9 protein-coding genes and 1 pseudogene are annotated in these 17,319 nt (G+C 66.3%); 4 read left to right on the plus strand and 6 right to left on the minus strand.

The window, feature by feature from the left end; translation table 11 throughout:
- Positions 1-294 precede the first annotated feature (294 nt).
- Positions 295-759: a GNAT family protein gene (locus V1460_RS29990; protein ID WP_338676727.1), complete on the minus strand. Its 465-nt coding sequence runs from the start codon at positions 757-759 to the stop codon at positions 295-297.
- Between V1460_RS29990 and V1460_RS29995 the strand changes: the two genes are divergently transcribed.
- Positions 683-1,777, plus strand: coding sequence for an IS630 family transposase (locus V1460_RS29995; protein WP_338676728.1), 1,095 nt, complete (start codon positions 683-685; stop codon positions 1,775-1,777). The genes V1460_RS29990 and V1460_RS29995 overlap by 77 nt on opposite strands.
- A gap of 434 nt (positions 1,778-2,211) precedes the next feature.
- Positions 2,212-2,487 (plus strand): annotated as a pseudogene (locus tag V1460_RS30000) (transposase); the annotation flags it as partial.
- 728 nt (positions 2,488-3,215) lie between these two features.
- Here V1460_RS30000 and V1460_RS30005 read toward each other — a convergent pair.
- Both V1460_RS30005 and V1460_RS30010 read right to left on the minus strand, forming a co-directional pair.
- On the minus strand, positions 3,216-3,713 hold the full coding sequence (locus V1460_RS30005) for an HAD domain-containing protein (RefSeq protein WP_338678264.1): 498 nt from the start codon (positions 3,711-3,713) through the stop codon (positions 3,216-3,218).
- Positions 3,710-4,963 carry an IS256 family transposase gene (locus tag V1460_RS30010; protein WP_338676729.1) on the minus strand — a complete coding sequence of 418 codons (1,254 nt, stop codon included), beginning with the start codon at positions 4,961-4,963 and terminating at the stop codon, positions 3,710-3,712. The genes V1460_RS30005 and V1460_RS30010 overlap by 4 nt, the downstream gene beginning before the upstream one ends.
- A gap of 128 nt (positions 4,964-5,091) precedes the next feature.
- On the opposite strand from V1460_RS30010, the gene V1460_RS30015 reads away from it, so the two are divergent.
- Both V1460_RS30015 and V1460_RS30020 read left to right on the plus strand, forming a co-directional pair.
- On the plus strand, positions 5,092-5,724 hold the full coding sequence (locus V1460_RS30015; protein ID WP_338676730.1) for a transposase: 633 nt from the start codon (positions 5,092-5,094) through the stop codon (positions 5,722-5,724).
- Between the two features lie 61 nt (positions 5,725-5,785).
- Positions 5,786-5,959 (plus strand): hypothetical protein, encoded by a 174-nt coding sequence (locus V1460_RS30020; RefSeq protein WP_338676731.1) that lies wholly within the window; start codon positions 5,786-5,788, stop codon positions 5,957-5,959.
- 99 nt (positions 5,960-6,058) lie between these two features.
- Here V1460_RS30020 and V1460_RS30025 read toward each other — a convergent pair whose 3' ends face one another.
- The 3 genes from V1460_RS30025 to V1460_RS30035 all read right to left on the minus strand — a co-directional run bounded on the left by V1460_RS30025 (position 6,059) and on the right by V1460_RS30035 (position 17,231).
- On the minus strand, positions 6,059-6,379 hold the full coding sequence (locus tag V1460_RS30025; RefSeq protein ID WP_338676732.1) for a hypothetical protein: 321 nt from the start codon (positions 6,377-6,379) through the stop codon (positions 6,059-6,061).
- Entirely contained in the window at positions 6,364-13,398 is a 7,035-nt protein-coding gene (locus V1460_RS30030; protein ID WP_338676733.1) for a polymorphic toxin-type HINT domain-containing protein, read from the minus strand. Before V1460_RS30030 ends, V1460_RS30025 begins: the two co-directional genes overlap by 16 nt.
- Positions 13,399-13,511: 113 nt before the next feature.
- Entirely contained in the window at positions 13,512-17,231 is a 3,720-nt protein-coding gene (locus V1460_RS30035) for a LamG domain-containing protein (RefSeq protein WP_407077642.1), read from the minus strand.
- Positions 17,232-17,319: the final 88 nt, after the last annotated feature.

Raw genomic sequence — 17,319 nt, forward strand, 5'->3', positions numbered from 1 at the left:
GAAGGGGCTGACCTGTCAGTCATCTCGCACCCAATCCCCTGATGTGGAATCAATTAAGGTTGACATGAACGTAGTTACTCATAGATTTCAACGGGTGCCCCGCTGACCGCAAGATCGAAGTTCGCGGATTCGCAGAGATCGAGGTGCATTGCCGTCCCTCCCGTCACACCAGAGGCTGCACGGGTTAGACCCAGCCTTTCTCCCTTCGCGGCGGTGATGTCCGTCTCACTCACACTGAGAGGTGAGACACTTTCCGTGGACGTCGCGGCAAGCAGGACGTATTCGGCGCAACGGCTACTTCGAGTAGCCGCGGCGCCTGCGCTGGACAGAACGGCAGCTGCGAAGCAGGCCCTCACGCCGGAAGCCCACACGCTCAGCCGTCCGCTGTGACGCGGCATTCCACGGCTCGACATACAGCTGAAGACGGGGAATCTGCAGGTCGCCAAGGGCCCAAGCGGCGACCGCTCGAAGGGCCTCCGCAGCAACCCCCTGGCCACGAGCGGACCCGACTACCCAGTAGCCCAGCGACGCGCGGCCCTCGTCCGACTCTTTCAGCCACAGGCCGACCGTCCCGAGTGGCCGACCGTCCTCAACCCGCACGATGACGAACGGATACCCACTGCCGCTAGTGTCTCGTGATTCCGTTAGCGTTACTTGATCTTGTGTGGCAGGGTGGCTTGGTATGGAGCTCTCCGTGGAACAGGTCGCCGAGTTGCGGGAGTTGGTGAACAGCAGGGACGTGCCTGCGGATGTCGCCACGCGGGGCCGGATCGTGCTGTGGTCGGGTGAGGGGCGTCGACGCAAGGACATTGCCGAGTTGCTCGGGGTGTCGCTGCCCACCGTGGACCGCTGGAAGACCCGTTATGCCGAGCAGGGCCTGGCGGGGCTGGACGGGGAGCGTCCCGGTGGTGCACGGGAGCAGGTACCGGCCCGGGTACGGGCCCGCGTGATCGCGCTGACGCGTATGACACCGCCGGACGGCACGGGGCTTTCGCACTGGTCCACACGGGAGTTGGCGAAGTACCTGGAGCGGACCGAGAACGTCACCGTGTCCTGGCACTACATCGCGCGCGTCTGGCGCGAGGAGAGCCTCAAGCCGCACCGCAGCGGCACCTTCAAGATTTCGAAGGACCCGGCGTTCGCGGAGAAGGTGGCCGACGTGATCGGCCTCTACCTCGCCCCGCCGGGCGGCGCGGTGGTCCTCTCGATCGACGAGAAGACGCAGATCCAGGCGCTGGACCGAACCCAGCCGGTGCTGCCCGTCGCGTTCGCGGCGAGCGAGAAGCGCACCGCCGACTACGTCCGGCACGGCACCACGAACCTGTTCGCCGCCCTGAACGTGACCACCGGCGAAGTGCTCGGCGAGTGCAGGCCGACCCGGAACGGCAAGGACTTCCTGACCTTCTTGAAGAAGGCGGTGAAACCACACGCCGGAAAGGACATCCACGTCGTCCTGGACAACCTCTCCACGCACACCACCCCAGAGGTCAAGGAGTGGCTGGCCAAGAACCCGCACGTCCACTTCCATTTCACTCCCGTCGGCTCCTCGTGGCTGAACCAGATCGAGATCTGGTTCGGAATCCTGACCCGGCAGTCCATCCGCCGCGGCACGTTCTCCAGCGTCAACGTCCTGATCAAGCAGATCCGCGACTACATCGACTCCTGGAACGAGAACGCGAAACCGTTCACCTGGACCGCGACCGCCGGCGAGGTCCTCGCCAAAGTCCGACTCGTCGCGACCAACGTGAAGAAACTCGTCAATAACAACTCGAACTGACATGAACAGGATCACGAGACACTAGACGCCCGCTCCCACTGCCGTCGGACGAAGGCTTCGCCTGCCTCCTGCGAGTACGCCGACGGAACGGTCGTGATCAACGGGATGTAGGCATCGCTCGACGCTTCCCGGACGAGAGGCAGATCGCCGAGCTCCCAGGAGCGGAGCACGAAACTCTCGCCTGCAGCCAAGCGCGGGACGTCCAAGGGCACAACCATGATCGCATCTTGCCGGGATCCCCACTGAGCGACTCTGTCGGTGATCTTGAGATTCCCCGGCGCGATGGCGTGATCATCAGGCAGGCTCGGCTCGGTTTCGAAGGTCGGTCGTCTTCATGAGGTGAGTCGGTGTCGCTGCGTGCTCGTCCGGGTGAGCAAGTTCCGTCGTTGACCGCGCAGGTGGCGCGGGCGAGTAACCCGAACGGGACGACCGCGATGTGGGTCCGTGACCGGCTTGACGGGTTGTGGCGCGATGAGGACTTCGCCGCCTGGTACCCGCGCGACGGGCGGCCGGGATTGTCCCCGGCCCAGCTCGCCACGGTGAGCGTGCTGCAGTTCCTGCTGAACCTCTCGGACCGGCAGGCGGCCGAGGCGGTGCTGTGTCGCATCGACGTGAAGTACGCCCTCGCGCTGGAACTGGACGATCCCGGCTTTCACCACAGCGTGCTGTCCGACTTCCGGGACCGGCTCGCCGAAAACGGCCGCGCTGACGCCCTGTTCGATCTCGCGCTGGCACGGCTGAAGGACGCGGGCCTGGTCAAGGCCCGTGGGCGACAGCGCACCGACTCCACCTACCTGCTGGCCTCGGTGCGTGAGCTGACCCGTCTGGAGCTGGTGCTGGAGGCGGTCCGCGCCGCGCTGGAGGAGACCGCCCGCACCAACCCGCAGCTGCTGGACGGCCTGGTGGACGAGGACTGGGCCCTGCGCTACGGCCGGCAGGTCCGCCTGGTCAGCCAGCCCAGCCGGCCGGCCACGCGGCTCAAGCAGGCCGGCGCCGATGCTTTCCGGCTCCTGGACCGCGCCCGGGGCGCGGGCACCACTCCGGGCCCCGCTGTGGAGGCACTCCGCCAGATCACAATGCAGAACTTCCTCGTTGACGCTCACGGCAGTCCACGCCCGCGGGCCGACAAGGACGGGCTCCCGCCCGCCCGCTTACGCATCGAGTCGCCGTACGACCTGCAGGCACGCTGGGTGCGCCGCGGCCACCGACGCTGGACCGGCTACCTCGCCCACGTCACCGAGACCTGCGACGACAGGGGCGTCAACGTGATCACGGACGTGGCCACGACCGTCCCGACCGCGGACAGCACCGCCCTGCCCGGCATCCACACCCGGCTCGAACGGCGCCACCTGCTACCCGCACAACACCTGGTCGACGGCGGCTACACCTCCGTCGCGCTGGAGCAATTGTCAATTCCTGTGGATCACTGCCGGATGCCTCAAGTGGCCCGTAGCCATTGGTCGAGGACTGCGAAGTCTTTGTCGGTGAGGCCTCGGGACGACGCGATGCGGTGGAGGAGGGCCGGGGTGGGGTGGCGGGTGGACACCCAGTCCCGATCGGCGTCGGTGATCTCGTCGTCGACCCAGATGAACGGGCGTTCGTCCGCCCATGCTGCCAGGGTCCGGGTCTTCCAGTGGAGCCCGAACCACTGGTCCTCGCGTTCCTGCGCGTCGGAGGGTTCTGGCCAGTGCACGACCGGCAGGGGTGGCAGGCCGAGCAGCGGTGCGATGTCGGTGTTCGCCGCCTCCTCCCAAGTGGTGGCCCAAACCAGCTCGCACGGCAGTGCCGCGAGGCGAGGCCCGAGGTGCGGGTCGAGCCGCGTCAGGTGCGAATCTGTCGCGGTGCCTGACGGCTCGCGCTGCGGGCCGTCGCCGAACGGCAGGAGAGGCCCGTCGATGTCCAGGAACAGCAGCGGGAGTTCCTTGGGCTCACTCATGCCGCAGCCTCCCGCTCACGCTCGACCAGGACGCCGCGTTCGAAGCGGGCGCCGTTGCGGACGAGGGCGACGAGGTGGGGTGCGGTGATCGCGCGCCAGCGGGCCTGGGCGGACTCGGCGAGCTTGAACACCATCGCCAGGGCCGCGGCCGGGCTGCCGGCGCCGCGGGTGACCTTGGTCCGCAGCTTTACCGTGCTGAAGGTCGACTCGATCGGATTTGTCGTGCGCAGGTGGACCCAGTGCTCGGCCGGGAAGTCGTAGAACGCCAGGAGTTCATCGACGTCGTCGGTGATCTTCGTGACGGCCTTGGGCCACTTCGCGCCGTAGGCGCGCCCGAAGTCCTTCACCGCCTTCTCGGCGTGATCGCGGTCCTCGGCGTTGTAGATCTCCTGCAGTGCCTTCTTCGCGCCGGGCTGGGCCGATCTCGGCAGGGCGTTGACCACGTTCCGGGTTTTGTGAACCCAGCACCTTTGATGTCTGGCCTGCGGAAACACCTCGGCCAGGGCCCGCCACAGCCCCATGGCTCCGTCGCCGACGACGAGCTCGGGGTCGCGCATGCCGCGCCGGCGGCAGTCCCGCAGGAGGTCGGCCCAGGACTCGGTCGACTCTCGCAGGCCCTCGGCGAGCGCGATCAGCTCCTTGCTGCCGTCGGTGCGCACGCCCATGAGGACCAGGACGCAGGAGCGGGCCTGGCCGAGGCGGACCTTGGGGTGGACGCCGTCGGCCCACACGTAGACGTAGTCGGATCCGGACAGGTCCCGGTCCTGGAAGGCGGAGTGGTCGTCGCTCCACTGCTTGGTCAACCGGGTCACCGTGGCCGGCGAGAGCCCAGCGGCCGAGCCGAGGAACTGCTCCATCGCGGGCACGAAGTCGCCGGAGGACAGACCGTGCAGGTAGAGCAGGGGCAGGACCTCGCTGATCTTCGGGGACTTCCGGCACCAGGGGGCGAGGATCTTGGACGAGAACCGCTTGCGCTCGCCCGTCTCGCCATCGACCCGCTTGTCGTTCACCCGCGGCGCCTTCACCAAAATCGGCCCGGCGGCGGTGGTCACCGTCCGCTCGCGGTGGTGGCCGTTGCGGACCACCAGACGGCGACCGGCCTCGTCCCGCTCGCCCGCCAACTCAGCTATGTACTGGTTGACCTCGGCCTCCAGAGCCGCGGCGAGCATCCGACGGGCTCCCTCACGGACGATGTCGTCCATCAGGGAGCCGCTCTGAGTGGTGCCGTCCTCGTTGACTACGCTCAGCACGGGCGTGCCTTCCCGACCCGCGCTGCAACGCGGGCCTACTCGATGACCAGAAATCGATCACTCGGGAAGGTACGCCCTCCGCGTTCCGCGAAGCACCCCTCCCGAGTCCAATCCACAGGTCTTGAGCATTGCTCGTCGCGCTGATGGACACCGCCGCCCGCACCCACCGCATCGAAGTCATCGGTCCGGTCGCGCCCGACAACTCCTGGCAGCGCAAGGCCGGCACCGGCTTCACCCGCGAGGACTTCGCTGTCGACTTCGACCGTCGTCAGGTCACCTGTACCGGCGGAAAGACCAGCGGAAACTGGACCGAACCGCCCTCCCAAGCGCCCTACACGCTCGTGGCGTTCGACGCCCGGCACTGCAGCCCGTGTCCCCACCGCAGCGGGTGCACCCGCTCGACCGATCCACGCAAGGGACGAACCGTGTACTTCCTCCCTCGCCACCTCCACGACCTCCAGGCCCAGAATCGCGCCGACCAGCAAGATCCGCAATGGCGGCGCCTCTACGCCTCCCGCTCCGGCGTCGAGGGCACGGTCAACGAACTGGCCAACGCCCATCAGATGCGCCGCTGCCGCTACCGGGGCACAGCCAAAGCGCACATCCAGCACGTGCTGACCGCGATCTCTGTCAACATCGCACGCCTCAGCGCCCAGGAGCCAGACGACTCCGCATACCGGCCCCGACCGCCGACAGCGTTCCAGCAGTACCTCGACGCCCACGAACTGCCCCGCCCCCGCTGGTGGCGCCAAGGACAGTGACCAAGGAAAACCAAGATCACCGAAAGAGTCGCTCACTGGGACGCACACTCATTTCACCGCTGTGACCAAGGCATTCGGACAGTTCCAATACCCGACGTCACCATTACACGTCAGGCTCCGCCTCCAACGCGACGCCATCGGCATCCTCGGACACGCCCTCCGCAACCCCACCAAGATCACCGGCAAGCCCGACGACGGCGACGAACCACCCCTCACCGGAGCCGCCGTCCGCTGACGTTGCCGTCAACTACTGCCGTCATACCGCACTGAAGCCCTGCCAGGCACCACCTGGCAGGGCTTCATATTTGCGGACGCACACTTCCTAAACGAGTCCTCAAAGATCCTGGAGAGCCCAGTCTCGGGCAGCAGCAAGGCAGCGTTCAAGATCGCCAGACGATGCCAGGCGGCCACTCCGCGTCCGAACTTGACCCGATTCCACGTTCACCAGGTCTTCCTCGAACTCTCCGGTATCCCACAGCACCACCTGGGCCATGAAGTTTCCGCCATCGAGTACCCAGCTCACCGACGCCAGCTTTCCGCCATGAGACGATTTCTCAATCTCGGAAATATCCCCCAGGGGTGCCATCTTGTGAATTTCCCGCTGGATCCACTCCTGAGCCTGCTCAAGCAGCGTGCCACCTAGGGACATCCCCATCCTCCCAGCTTGATGTTCTTCGCCTCGGGGAGCTGAGGAACAGGGTTCCCCTTTTTCTGCGCCAGACGAGCAAAGATGGTGTCGGAATCCGACATCTTGAAATCCCCTGGCCTGCCGCCAGGAATGAGTGAAGATTTCGGCACGTCAAACTCGGCGTACACAGATCCCGGACGTGCAGATATATACGCATCTCGACTTGCCGGGTACACGACGTAGGTGAATCCACCTCCACCGCGTTGAACCATTCCGGTCTCCATCATCGCCTGATGCTCTGCCCCAGACATCCAACGGCCAACAGTGACCATCCCGTCATCAGGGGTGTGGCCTCCGCTGTTGTGAACGAGCACCGGTGTCTGACCAGCGAGTACATAGTACGTGTGGAGGTCGTCCACGGTGAGGTTGTACGTGCGTGCGTGCTTGGTGTATGGGCGGTTGTTCGTCACGGTGACGGTGGTTCCATCGTCCGTGAGGAGTGTCGCACCGGCTCGGAGTCGGCCTGCTTCGACCCACCGCTTCTCGGATGGGGACCAGAAGGGGTGCTCGTGTGTGGCGGTGAGCTTCTGGGCTCCGTCAGCGGTCGTGATCGTCAGTTCGTTGAAGTGCTTGTCGTCTTCGGTGCGAATCAGTCGTGAGACCTTGCGGCTGCCGGATTCTCCTGTCTCGGGGTCCGTCGCCATGACTTCATCCCCGACCTCGATGTCCTCGATGTCCTTCGTGGAGCCGTCTGCCATGAGGACGTCAGTGCCGGCGAGGAAGCACTTCGCGCAGCCACTGAGGAGTCTTTGCAGCGCCGATGTGTCGCTGGCTGCAGCTGTTGTGCCGGCAGCGGCTCCCTTGACGGATTTCCCGAGCCCTCCGGCCACCAGTCGGCCCCATCCCCAAGAGAGCAGGGTGATGGTGTGGGTTACCAGGGCCTCTGTGCAGTCGCCCTTGCCGCTGAGGCAGTTGATGGTTGCCTTTACGCCCCAGGGGTCATTTCCGGCCTCGTCGAGCATGCCGGCGTCGGCGGCGGAATCACAGAACGCGACCGTGTTTTGGGCAAATCGCTGGCCACCGGAGCATTTGTTCTTCACCCATTTGTGGGCCAGCTCTTCATACGTGTCCCCTGGCCACGCATACGGCATGGCTCGCATCGTCTCCTCCGTCGGCAGTTCGATGCCGTGGATGACGGGCTGTGCGGTATCGGAAGTCGGCCCACTGGCGCCTCCTCCGCCCCCCTTACCGGGAGTGCTGCCGCCGCCTCCGCCCTGCGGCTTGCCGCAGTTGGGGTCGGAGTTGCAGGGGTCATTCTCCGGCTTGTAATCGCCATAGGTTCCGTTGGTACCGGCGCAGTAGTGCGGGTAGCAGCTCTCGAGCCCAGTCGGGTCGCTGGCCGTGGTGGGGTTCTGGTTGGCGTAGCTGTAGCCGTTGAGGGAACCAGGCTGGTCGAGGCTGAGCAGCGGATCGACGCTGATGAACTGGCCGATGGAGGGGTCGTACTCGCGGGCGCCGATGTGGGTGAGCCCGGTGGCTTTGTCGTCGGTCTTGCCGAGGAAGCCCTTGTCGTCGGGCCAGGTCGTGCCGGTTGGCTTGCCGCGCTCGGCGCCGAAGGGGCTCATGTAGCGCTTGCTGAACGTCTGGGCGCTGTCGGTGGAGATGGCCAGGCTCTGGGTGCCGTGGTGGTCACCGGTGAGATAGGTGAGCTTGTTGGTGCCGCTTTCGTTGGAGCGGAGGGCGACGGTCAGGCCCTCCGAGGCGTAGTAGCGCTGCGCCCAGGTGGTTCCGTTGGCTCGGAGGTGGAGCTCGGTGGCCCCGGCGTAGAGGATCCGCTCCCCTCCCGCCGTGCTCCGGATGAGGAGTTCACCGTCGGCGTCGTAAACGTAGTCGGTGCTCTTGCCGGATTCGGTGAGCTTGGTGAGCTGCGCTTCTTCGGACCAGGTGAGGTCCTGAGTACCTGCTTTTCCGGGGCGTTTGGTGGTGTTGCCCGTGGTGTCGTAGCTGTAGCTGCGTTCGGGCGTGGTGCAGTTGGCGTTCGTGCTGGTGCCGGTGAGGGTGTGGGGCTGGTTGCCCTTGTAGCAGTAGGTGGTCTTGGTGTCGCCGCTGGTCTTGTGGACCGTTTCTGCGGTGCGCTGGCCGGCCTGGTTATAGGTGTAGCTCGTCCAGTAGGGGGCCGGTCCGGACAGGCTGGACGCGTTGCGGGTGTCGGCGCACTTGTGGGAGGTGGGGGTCCAGGCTTCGGTCAGGCGGCGGTAGCCGTCGTAGGTGAAGCACTGGGTCTCGGCCGCTGACGTGCCGCCGAGGGTGGTGGGGTCGGCGATCGAGGTGACGTTTCCGGCTTGGTCGAAGGTGTAGTTGAGGTCCTGCAGCATGTACGGGTGGGTCTGGTCCGTGACATGGCTGCGGGTCAGGCGTCCGGTGCCCTCTTCGTAGGTGTTGGTGACATATGTCTTCTTGTGTGCCTCGGTGTTGGCCGTACCAAGGGTGAGTTGCTGGGCTTGGCCGAGGGCCGAATAGTCCACGTCCAGCAGGTATCCGGTGCTGCCGCCGATGGAGGTGACGTAGCCGAGAGTGTCGTATCCGTACCCGACGATCTCCGATTCCAGGCCGCCCATGGCCGGCTCTTTGCTGTTCTGCAGGGTGCCGTCGATGTTGAAGTAGCTGCTGTATTCCAGTGAGGCAGGGGCCCCGGCTTTGACGAGCGGATCGCCTGCGGGCAGGGTCACCTTGGCCGCGGTCGGCCGAGACAGGCTGTCGTACGCCGTGACTGCCTTGGTGTATGCCAGGCCGGCCTTGCCTCCGACGTAGCGGGTGGAGGAACTGGGCTGGCCCTTGAGGACGGTGTCGTAGGTGCGGGCGGTGAGCTGGTTGGCTTCGGTCTTCGAGCCGGACCAAGTGCCGGTGGGTCGACCGAGTTCGTCGTAGTCGGCCAGAACGGATCTGCCACGTGAGTCGGTGGACTTCACCGCTTGGTCGAGGAGGTTGAAGACGGTGGTCGTCTTGCCCTTGTCCGGGTCTTCCGAACTGATCGGACGACCGAACAGGTCGAAGCCGTAGCTCCACTTGGCGCCGTCCGGGCCTATGACGGACGTCTGCTTGCCGTCCAGCGCATAGGCGTACTTCGTGGACGTGTACGAGGCGCCCAGACCCGCGCCGAAGCCGGTGTCCGCCGGGTCGGGGCCCGCGTATTCGCGGGTCTCGACGGTCTGTCCGCGGGCGTCGGTGATGGTCCGGGCCGCGGAGCCGCCCTGGAGTGCGGTGGTCGCGGTGGAATCACCGGTGTAGCTGGTGGTCGTCGACCACTTCTTGACACCGAACACATGGAGAGTGTTCGTGACCGGGCGTCCCGCGCCGTCGAAAGCGATCGCGTTCTGGGTGGGCGCCTCACCGTACTCGGCTCGTGTATAGGTGCCGTTCGGTGTGGAGGTCGTGTCGAAGATGCCGGCGTACGTTTCGTAGGCGAGGCCGCGGGAGTCGTACCGCGTGTCCGTCAGCAGTCGGCCGCCCTGCGGGGTCGGCGACTGGGTCTGCAGGGGCCGAAGCAGGGAGTCGACGATCGCGTAGCTGGTGTTGTAGGTGGTCCCGTCTTTCTTCAGCGTCGCTGTCGACACCCAGGACTGCTTGGTGTTGCTGAGGTGGTAGGCGAACTTACTGTTGGGATTGTCGGTGCCGCGGATCCGGTTGGGCAGCCACACGTCGGTCAGTCGGCCGAGGGCGTCGTAGGCCAGCTCGGTCTTCTTCAGGTTCGCGTCGTAGACACGCTCGTCCTGTCCGCGCCGGGCATCCAGGAAGCTGACCGTCTTGAACCCCTTGGGGTCGGTGACGATCGCCTTGGTCAGCGGCCCGGCCGTAGCCGGTGTGTAGGCGGTGCTGGTCACCTTGTCGGCGGCGTCTGTCACGGTCAGCGGGCGACCGAGGGCGTCATAGGTGCTGGACGACGTCTTCTGCCAGGTCACCGCAGACGAGCCGTAGGATTGAGCTCGACCTGACCAGGTCGTCAGTCCCTTCGTTGGCTTCATCGCCGAGGACCAGGTGGTTGCCCCGTCGTACGCGACGGCGGAGTCGGAGAGGACATCGCCGCGCCGCGAGGAGTCCGCAGGCAGGTCGAGGGCGCTGTCGGCCGTACCGCAGGACCTGCCCACCACTCGTGTTCGGGAGGCAAGCGCGGTCAGCCCTGCCGTGTCGTTACGGGCATACCAGGTGACCTTGCAGACCTCGTCGCCGGACTTGGCGTCGTCCCCGCGGTCTTCGATCGTGGACGGCATTCCGTGGTCGTCGAAGGCCGTCGCCACCGTTTGGGCGCGCCAGCTCTTCGCGGCGGTCCGATAGGTGTACGTGGTGGTTGCCTTGGTGCGAACGAACCGGGCGATGTGGTCTCCCGCGCCGGGTACATCGGTCTGGCGGGCGGTTTCCCTGGACCACGGCTCGTTGGCCACTGCGCTGATGGCGGTGGAGCCGTCATAGGTGACCTGCTGCCGCAGCTGGCCGGCGTACTGCTCACTGTCCTGGATGGCGGCAATGCCGAGATCGGGCGAGGACAGCGGCGACAGGCTCACGCTGCGTGTGGACCCGTCCTTCTTCTTGTCGCCGTGCATCCCTTGCATGTAGAGGGAGATGCTCCTGGAGCGCGTGGTGTCCTTCGCTCCGCTGTACACCGTCACCTGGCGGTAGCCCCGCCAGGCGGACCAGGTCCGCTCGTCCTTCGGGGTGAACGGGTCGTCGCTGTGGTGCCAGGCAGCACCGCTGTACGCGTAGGAGTTCTCGACGGTGTCGTTCTGTCCGGCCGGGTCGGAGACGGTGACGGCGAGAACCCGGTACTTGTGGAACCAGTCGACCGAGGCGTTCTCGGCTCCGTTGATATGCCAGTACTGCGGGTAGCAGTTGCGGGTGTTGGTGTCCTCAGCAGCGCCCGTGACCTCGCTGCGCACGCATTCGGGGGCGGAGAGAGTGACTGTCGTGATCGCTCCGGTCTCGGAGGTGACCGTGGAGAGACGGGGCCTGGTAAGGGGCAGGATGTCGTCGGTGGCGTCCACCCGGTTGGGCCGCATCTGGTACGTGAACGAGATCGGGTTCAGCCCGATGGCGACGCTCGACGTCTTACCGGTCCGCTTGACGGTCTGGAGGGTCAGGACGTGGTCGCTGGTGTCCCCGATGTCGCCGCCGTCCAGGTACTTCTGGGTCAGAGCCCAGGAGTCGACCGGGTCGTAGGCGCTCGTGGTGGCGTTCCAGGAGAAGGTGTCGATGCTCGTGGTGCGCTTGCGGGAGAAGAACGACGGGCTGGATCCCAGGCACTCGTCATCGCCGCTGGAGCAGATCGCGTCGAAGGGGACGTCCGGCCAGTTGTCGGAGGTCTTCTCCGTCAATGACGAGCAGTCCGAGGCGGTACACCGCTCGGCGTGGCTGAAGGTGACCTTCGCGTCGGCGGCATCGGTGAACAAGGCGCCCTTGCGCAGACCGTACTTGATCTCCCGAAGGTAACCACCGCGGATATAGGAGGCGTCGGCGGTCTCGGAGTCGTTCTTCTTGTAGTGGTTCGTCTCCTTGGCGTACCAGTAGGTGGAGGCGTTGCCGTGGACGTCCTCGACGTAGTCGAGGTTCCAACGCCATGCCTGGGTCACGGACCGGTCGGCGAAGGCATCCCCCTTGGTGTATCCGGGCTCGCCCGAGTCGTCACCGAAGACGGGCACGGTCCAGGCAGAGTTGGTGCGCTGCGTGGTGGCGCCGTCGAGCTTGTCCAATCCGAAGACGTACTTGGTCCCGTTACCGGTGATGACGGTCCAGTACTCGCCGTTGTCGTCACCGTTGTCCGCGCCGGTCGAACGGACGACCTTGGAGGCGTCATCCCCTTCGAGCCGCCAGGCGCCCGTGCCCCCGTCCTTCACCAGACGAGAGGCCTTGCCGTTGAGAACCAGACGAGCGTTCTCGTACTTCCAGCAGAGGTCGAAGACATCAGCATGACCGTCGTCGTCACAGGAGCCGTATGTACGCTCGATGTAGGACTCGGTCAGGGAGAAGCCCTCGCCGACCGAGCTTCCCTGGTTGTTCGTCGTTGCGGTCCGGCCGTCGATGCTTCCTGAGTCGTATGACAGAGACAGCGACGGCACGGGGCCTGCTGCGGCGGGGGGAAGCGTGAAGTCGTAGTTCCAGGTGAACGCACCCGAACTTCCCCCAGCCTGCCAGGAGGAGGATTCCGACAACGGGGTCGCGGAGTAGTTGCCGCTGCCGGAGGAGGACACACCCGATCCGGACCCGGTGGCCGTGACGGCCAGCACCATCGCCCCTGCCGGGTCTGCCGCCAACTGTGCGGAAACGCCCCCTGTGTTGTCGGGCAGTGTCAGCCGAGCGGAGACGGACTGGTCGCCGACATCGTTCTTCGACTTCAGCGGGGTCTGCTTGCGGCAGGCGGGCTTCTGCGGCGTGGTCAGGACGCACGCGGGAAGCTGCACCAATCGCAGACGCTGCGCCCAGCCGCCTCCGACCGCTGAAGCGAAGCTGGAATAGTCGACGGTGATGTCGGCCTCACCCGCAGCATCAGCGTCAGCGGTCAGCAGGACACCGGTGACACCGGCCTTCTGCGCGGCCTTCTGGTCCAAGACCGTGATCCGGGCTTCGGACGGCAAAGGCGCTGCCGTCCTGGTCCGCTTGCCGGGTGCCGCCTTCACCGAGACCGCAACGCCACCCGGGTCGGCCTCGCCCGCCTTGCCGCCGGTGAGCCTGACAGTCGCCTCGCCCTTCCCGGGCCAGGTGCCCTTCTGCTCTGCCAGAGCGCGCCGGGCCTGTTCAGCGTTGGCCTTCCTGTCCTTGGCGACCCTCTCGCGGGCCTTCTTCGCCCCCAGCGAATCGATGGGCCTGACTTTGCTGACCCGCTGTTCGGGAAGTTCAGGACGGCCCAGACCGCCATTGCCGCCGTCCGCGGTCGGCGCAGCCGCCACCACGCCCAAAGGCGCCACCAGCGCCAAGGCCAGAGTGTGGATCAGTAGTCGTCTTCGACCTCGTCGCACACTGCCAGAACTTCTGCTTGTAGTGCCTATGCCAAACACCATCGGTTGCGCCCCCACCCGTCCAAAAATGCGAAGTCCACAAAAAGTCGTTGCTGCGGCCGGTCGCGGCCGCATTGTGGGGGCAGCAGCTTGAGCTGCTGCCCCCACTCGATCGGTCAGTCGCCTACACGGGTCTCGATCTGCTTCTCACTGGCCATCGCACCCGCCCACAGACGTACTTCAGCGATCCGGGCAGGCAGGTAGTGCTTCCAGCCGCCCGAGGTGAAGCCCTTGCCGATGGCGAAGTCACCGGAGCCGGTCTTGGCCGTGAACACCTGGTCGCCGCCGTTCTGGTTGTAGCCCAGGTGGAGACTGATCGTTTTGTTCAGCGAGTCATAGACGCCCGTAAGCCGCGCGGGGCTGTCGAGTGCGGCCACCTCGTCGGACACCACCGAGGAGAAGGTGCCGTCGGTGTTCAACCGCCCGAAGTGCCACTTTCCGACCGGTACGGTGCGTTCCTCGAACGTCTCCTCGTCCAGCACGGTGTCCTTGCCGGTCAGCTGATACCAGAGGCCCCAGGCCGATCCGTCCGCCGTGCGCTGGCCGAGGACCTGCCCGGTGTAGCCGACGTCCTTCTTCGCGAGCGCGGCCCCGTCCACGGCGGCGAGGGTGGTGACGGTGAAGGATCCCGTGTCGTCCACGACCGGACCGGTTGCCGTGGCAGTGTCGTCCACGCCGTCCAGCACGATCTCGCCATCCTTGACGGCCGCCCCACCGGACAGGGTGAGTTTCCTGCCGTAGCCGGAGGTCGTGTCGGCGATCGTGGTGCCCGAGGCACCTGCCGCGGACCAGTCCGCGACCAGCTCCGCCCCCGCGAAGTCCTCCGATGTCAGGAGCTTCGCTTCGTCGGCTATCTCCGTGTCGCTCAGCTTCCGCTGCCAGGCGGCCACCTCGTCGATCGAACCGTTGAAGGCCGTGCTCCGGTTGCCCGCCCATAGGTGGCGGCCCAGGTGCAAAGGTCCGCTCGAGGGCCAGGAACCGGGCACGTCTCGGGTGCTTTGGAGCGCACCGTTGACATAGAAGCGGACTTCTTTGGCGGTCGGGTCGTAGCTGGCAGCGAGATGCGTCCAGGTGTTGACCACCGCTGGGGCTGTGGACTGAACAATGGAGTACGCCTTACTGGTCTCCTCGTCCGTGCCTTTCACCCCGAACGCCCACTTGCCTGTGGACTTCGCGTACCAGAGGAGGAATGAGCTGTAGTTCGCGCCGTCTTGGGAGAGGACGATCCCGTCTTGGGCGTTACTGCCCAGCCGGGCCCACGCGGAGACCGTGTAGGCGGACCGGGTCTCCAGCACGGGCCCACTCGTTGCGGCGTAGGCGCCGCTGCCGTCCAGCAGGAGTCCCCGGTCGGTCACCGGAGACTTCAAGGGGGCGCCGTTGGCGTCGTGTGTGAGCAGTCCGCGGCGTCCGCGGTTGTCGCGGACGGCACTGCCGCCGAGTGTGGCGTCGTGGCGACTCGCCCCGCCGGCCGTGGCCGAGTCGACGGCCGGGCCGCTGGCCTCGTCGAAGTGCCAGCGCCCGACCGGTCCCTCACCGGCGGCGACCAGGAAGTCGACGACTTCCTGGGCTCCCCAGCGGCCGACCTCATCCTTCGCTCGCACATACAGCCGATGCGTACCGGAGCGGTCAGGGGTGATGGCGGCCTGCCATCCGATCACGAAACCCGAGGTGGGAGGAAGAACCGCGCACTCGGACGCCGGCAGATTGGAGTGGCAGGTCTTCTTGGCGTCGCTCCAAGCCGCGCTCTCGGTGAGCCGGTACTGGTAGGCGACGTTGGTGGTGTCGCCGTCGGCCGGCTTGAACGTGAACGTGCCCGGCTTGCCGGGACTACCCCCCGCGGCGCACGCGTTGGGCGTGCACTCGGTGTAGGGGCTGCCGACCGTGATCTTGGGAGCCTTCGGCGCGGTCGTATCGACGGTGAAGTAGCACGGTGTGGTGTATCCGGTGTTGAGCCGGTTCGACCCGTCCTCGTAGTACGACATCGTCAGCGCCTTGAGCCGGTACTTGCTCCCCTCGAACAGGGTGGGCAGGCTCTTGGACTGCTTGACCAGGTTGCCGACGTAACCGGAGGTGGGACCGTCGACGTCGGTATGGGCCGTCACCCAGAACGATCCGTTCCACCGGTCCGTACGCCACCGGATCCGCAGGTTCGCCCCCACCGAACCACCCGAGGCGGTCTTCGGCTTGCCCGTCACCAGCGGAGTCGGGTCGGAGACGACGGCCGGATCGTTCTCGTTCGTCGAGCACACCAGCCCCGAACCGGCGACCAGCCCAACCTCCACGGGAAGCGCCGGCAGCCCCACATAGTCCACCGCCAGCACCGCGTCGTTCTTGAACCGCTTCCACGCCGAGGTGTCCGACTCGTCGTGCGCACGGACCTCCAGGGTCAGCCGGGAGAACTTGCCCGCCGCGAAGCTCTTGACCGTCGGAGTGAGATTCTCATCCGACTCGTCCGGGTTGTCGTTGAACTCGATCGGCGCGTCAGGAGAGTCCGGATCACACTGCGAACCCCTCCCCGCCGACACATGCCGATCACCCATCAGGTCCAGCCTCCCGGGACGCGAGGACCAGGTGGTGGAGGAAGAGATGTTGTTCGTACGCACCAGATCGACCCAGCGCGGATCACACTGGAACGCCCACGGCTCGGTCACCCGGAACGTCGCGTCCAGCACGTTCTTGCCCTTGAGGCTCTCCGGCGAGAACTCGAAATACAGACGCTGCACATAGCCCGGCCCGCAAGAGTAGACGCCCCACGTACCGCACTTGCCCACACCCTTGCCCAGACCGTCATCCCCGTTGGACCAGTTGTAGGACTCGTAGCCATCGCTGCGCAGCAGCGTCCGCTCCGACTCCCCCCACGTCACCGTCGGGTCGATGAACAGCGGGAAAGCCGACGCCGGAGTCTCGGCCAGCATGTCCGCATCGGGCACCACCGTCAAAGCTTCCTTGCCCAGCTCCACGTCCATCCGGACGACCTTGTCGCCCTGACCAGGCTCCAGCCCCTTGCCGGACTCGGCAACCTCCGCCTCATCCGCGGGCGCACCGGACCGCATCACGGAAGCGATCGAACCGCTCCCCGCACTATTCAGCAGGAGCGGCGACTTCCGCTGCGCGATCGCCGGCTGCGCTGTATTCGCCTTCCCTGCCGAGTCCCACATCTGCGCCGGCGGAGCGCGGAAGACGGTCCTGCCGTCCGCGTCGACCGCGGCCAGATTGCCCGCCGCGCCCTTGCGGACCGACAGCCCTCGAGACGTGAGCCCGAAGGTCAGCTTCCTCAGCTTCGGGTTGGCCGCCGCCTCAGGCGTCTTGACGACGAGCACATGCTGGAAACTCTCCGGCGTAGCCGTGACCTTCAGGTCCACATCCGGCAGCACCTCCTGGTACAGCGCGCTCGCACCGTCCAACTCCGGCACCGGAAGCTTCCCCGGCCAGTCCAGCTCCAACGACCGGCCCGCGTCGGCAATCGACACCAGCGGACTCTCGTCCCCACCACCGGAAAGCGCCATCTGGGCAGTGGCCGCCTTCGGCGCCACCGTTCCATCCGGACGCCGGATCAGCGTGGCGTCCGGCGCCTGCCAACCCCCACCGGGCTTGGCCACCCGCACCGGAACCGCCGACTCCTCCAAAGTGAACGTGAAACCATCCGGGTTGGCGTACACAGTCGAACGCTCCGACCGCTCACCGGCGACCTCGACCCGCTCCCCTGACTCCCTGGCCTCGGCAAGCGCCGTCCGCCCCTCGGCCTGCTGTACGCCCCCAGACAACCCAGCCCGCGCACCCGATATCGAGCCCTGAGCTGCCTGAGCGACAGGCGCCGGAAGCACCACCGCGGCCAACAACGCCGAAACCGCCAAAGCGGCAGCACCAACCAACTGCCTCCGGGCACACTGAAGCGCCCTCCCCGTCCCCAAAATCCCCACCCCA

Source organism: Streptomyces sp. SCSIO 30461 (assembly GCF_037023745.1).
Taxonomy (GTDB): domain Bacteria; phylum Actinomycetota; class Actinomycetes; order Streptomycetales; family Streptomycetaceae; genus Streptomyces.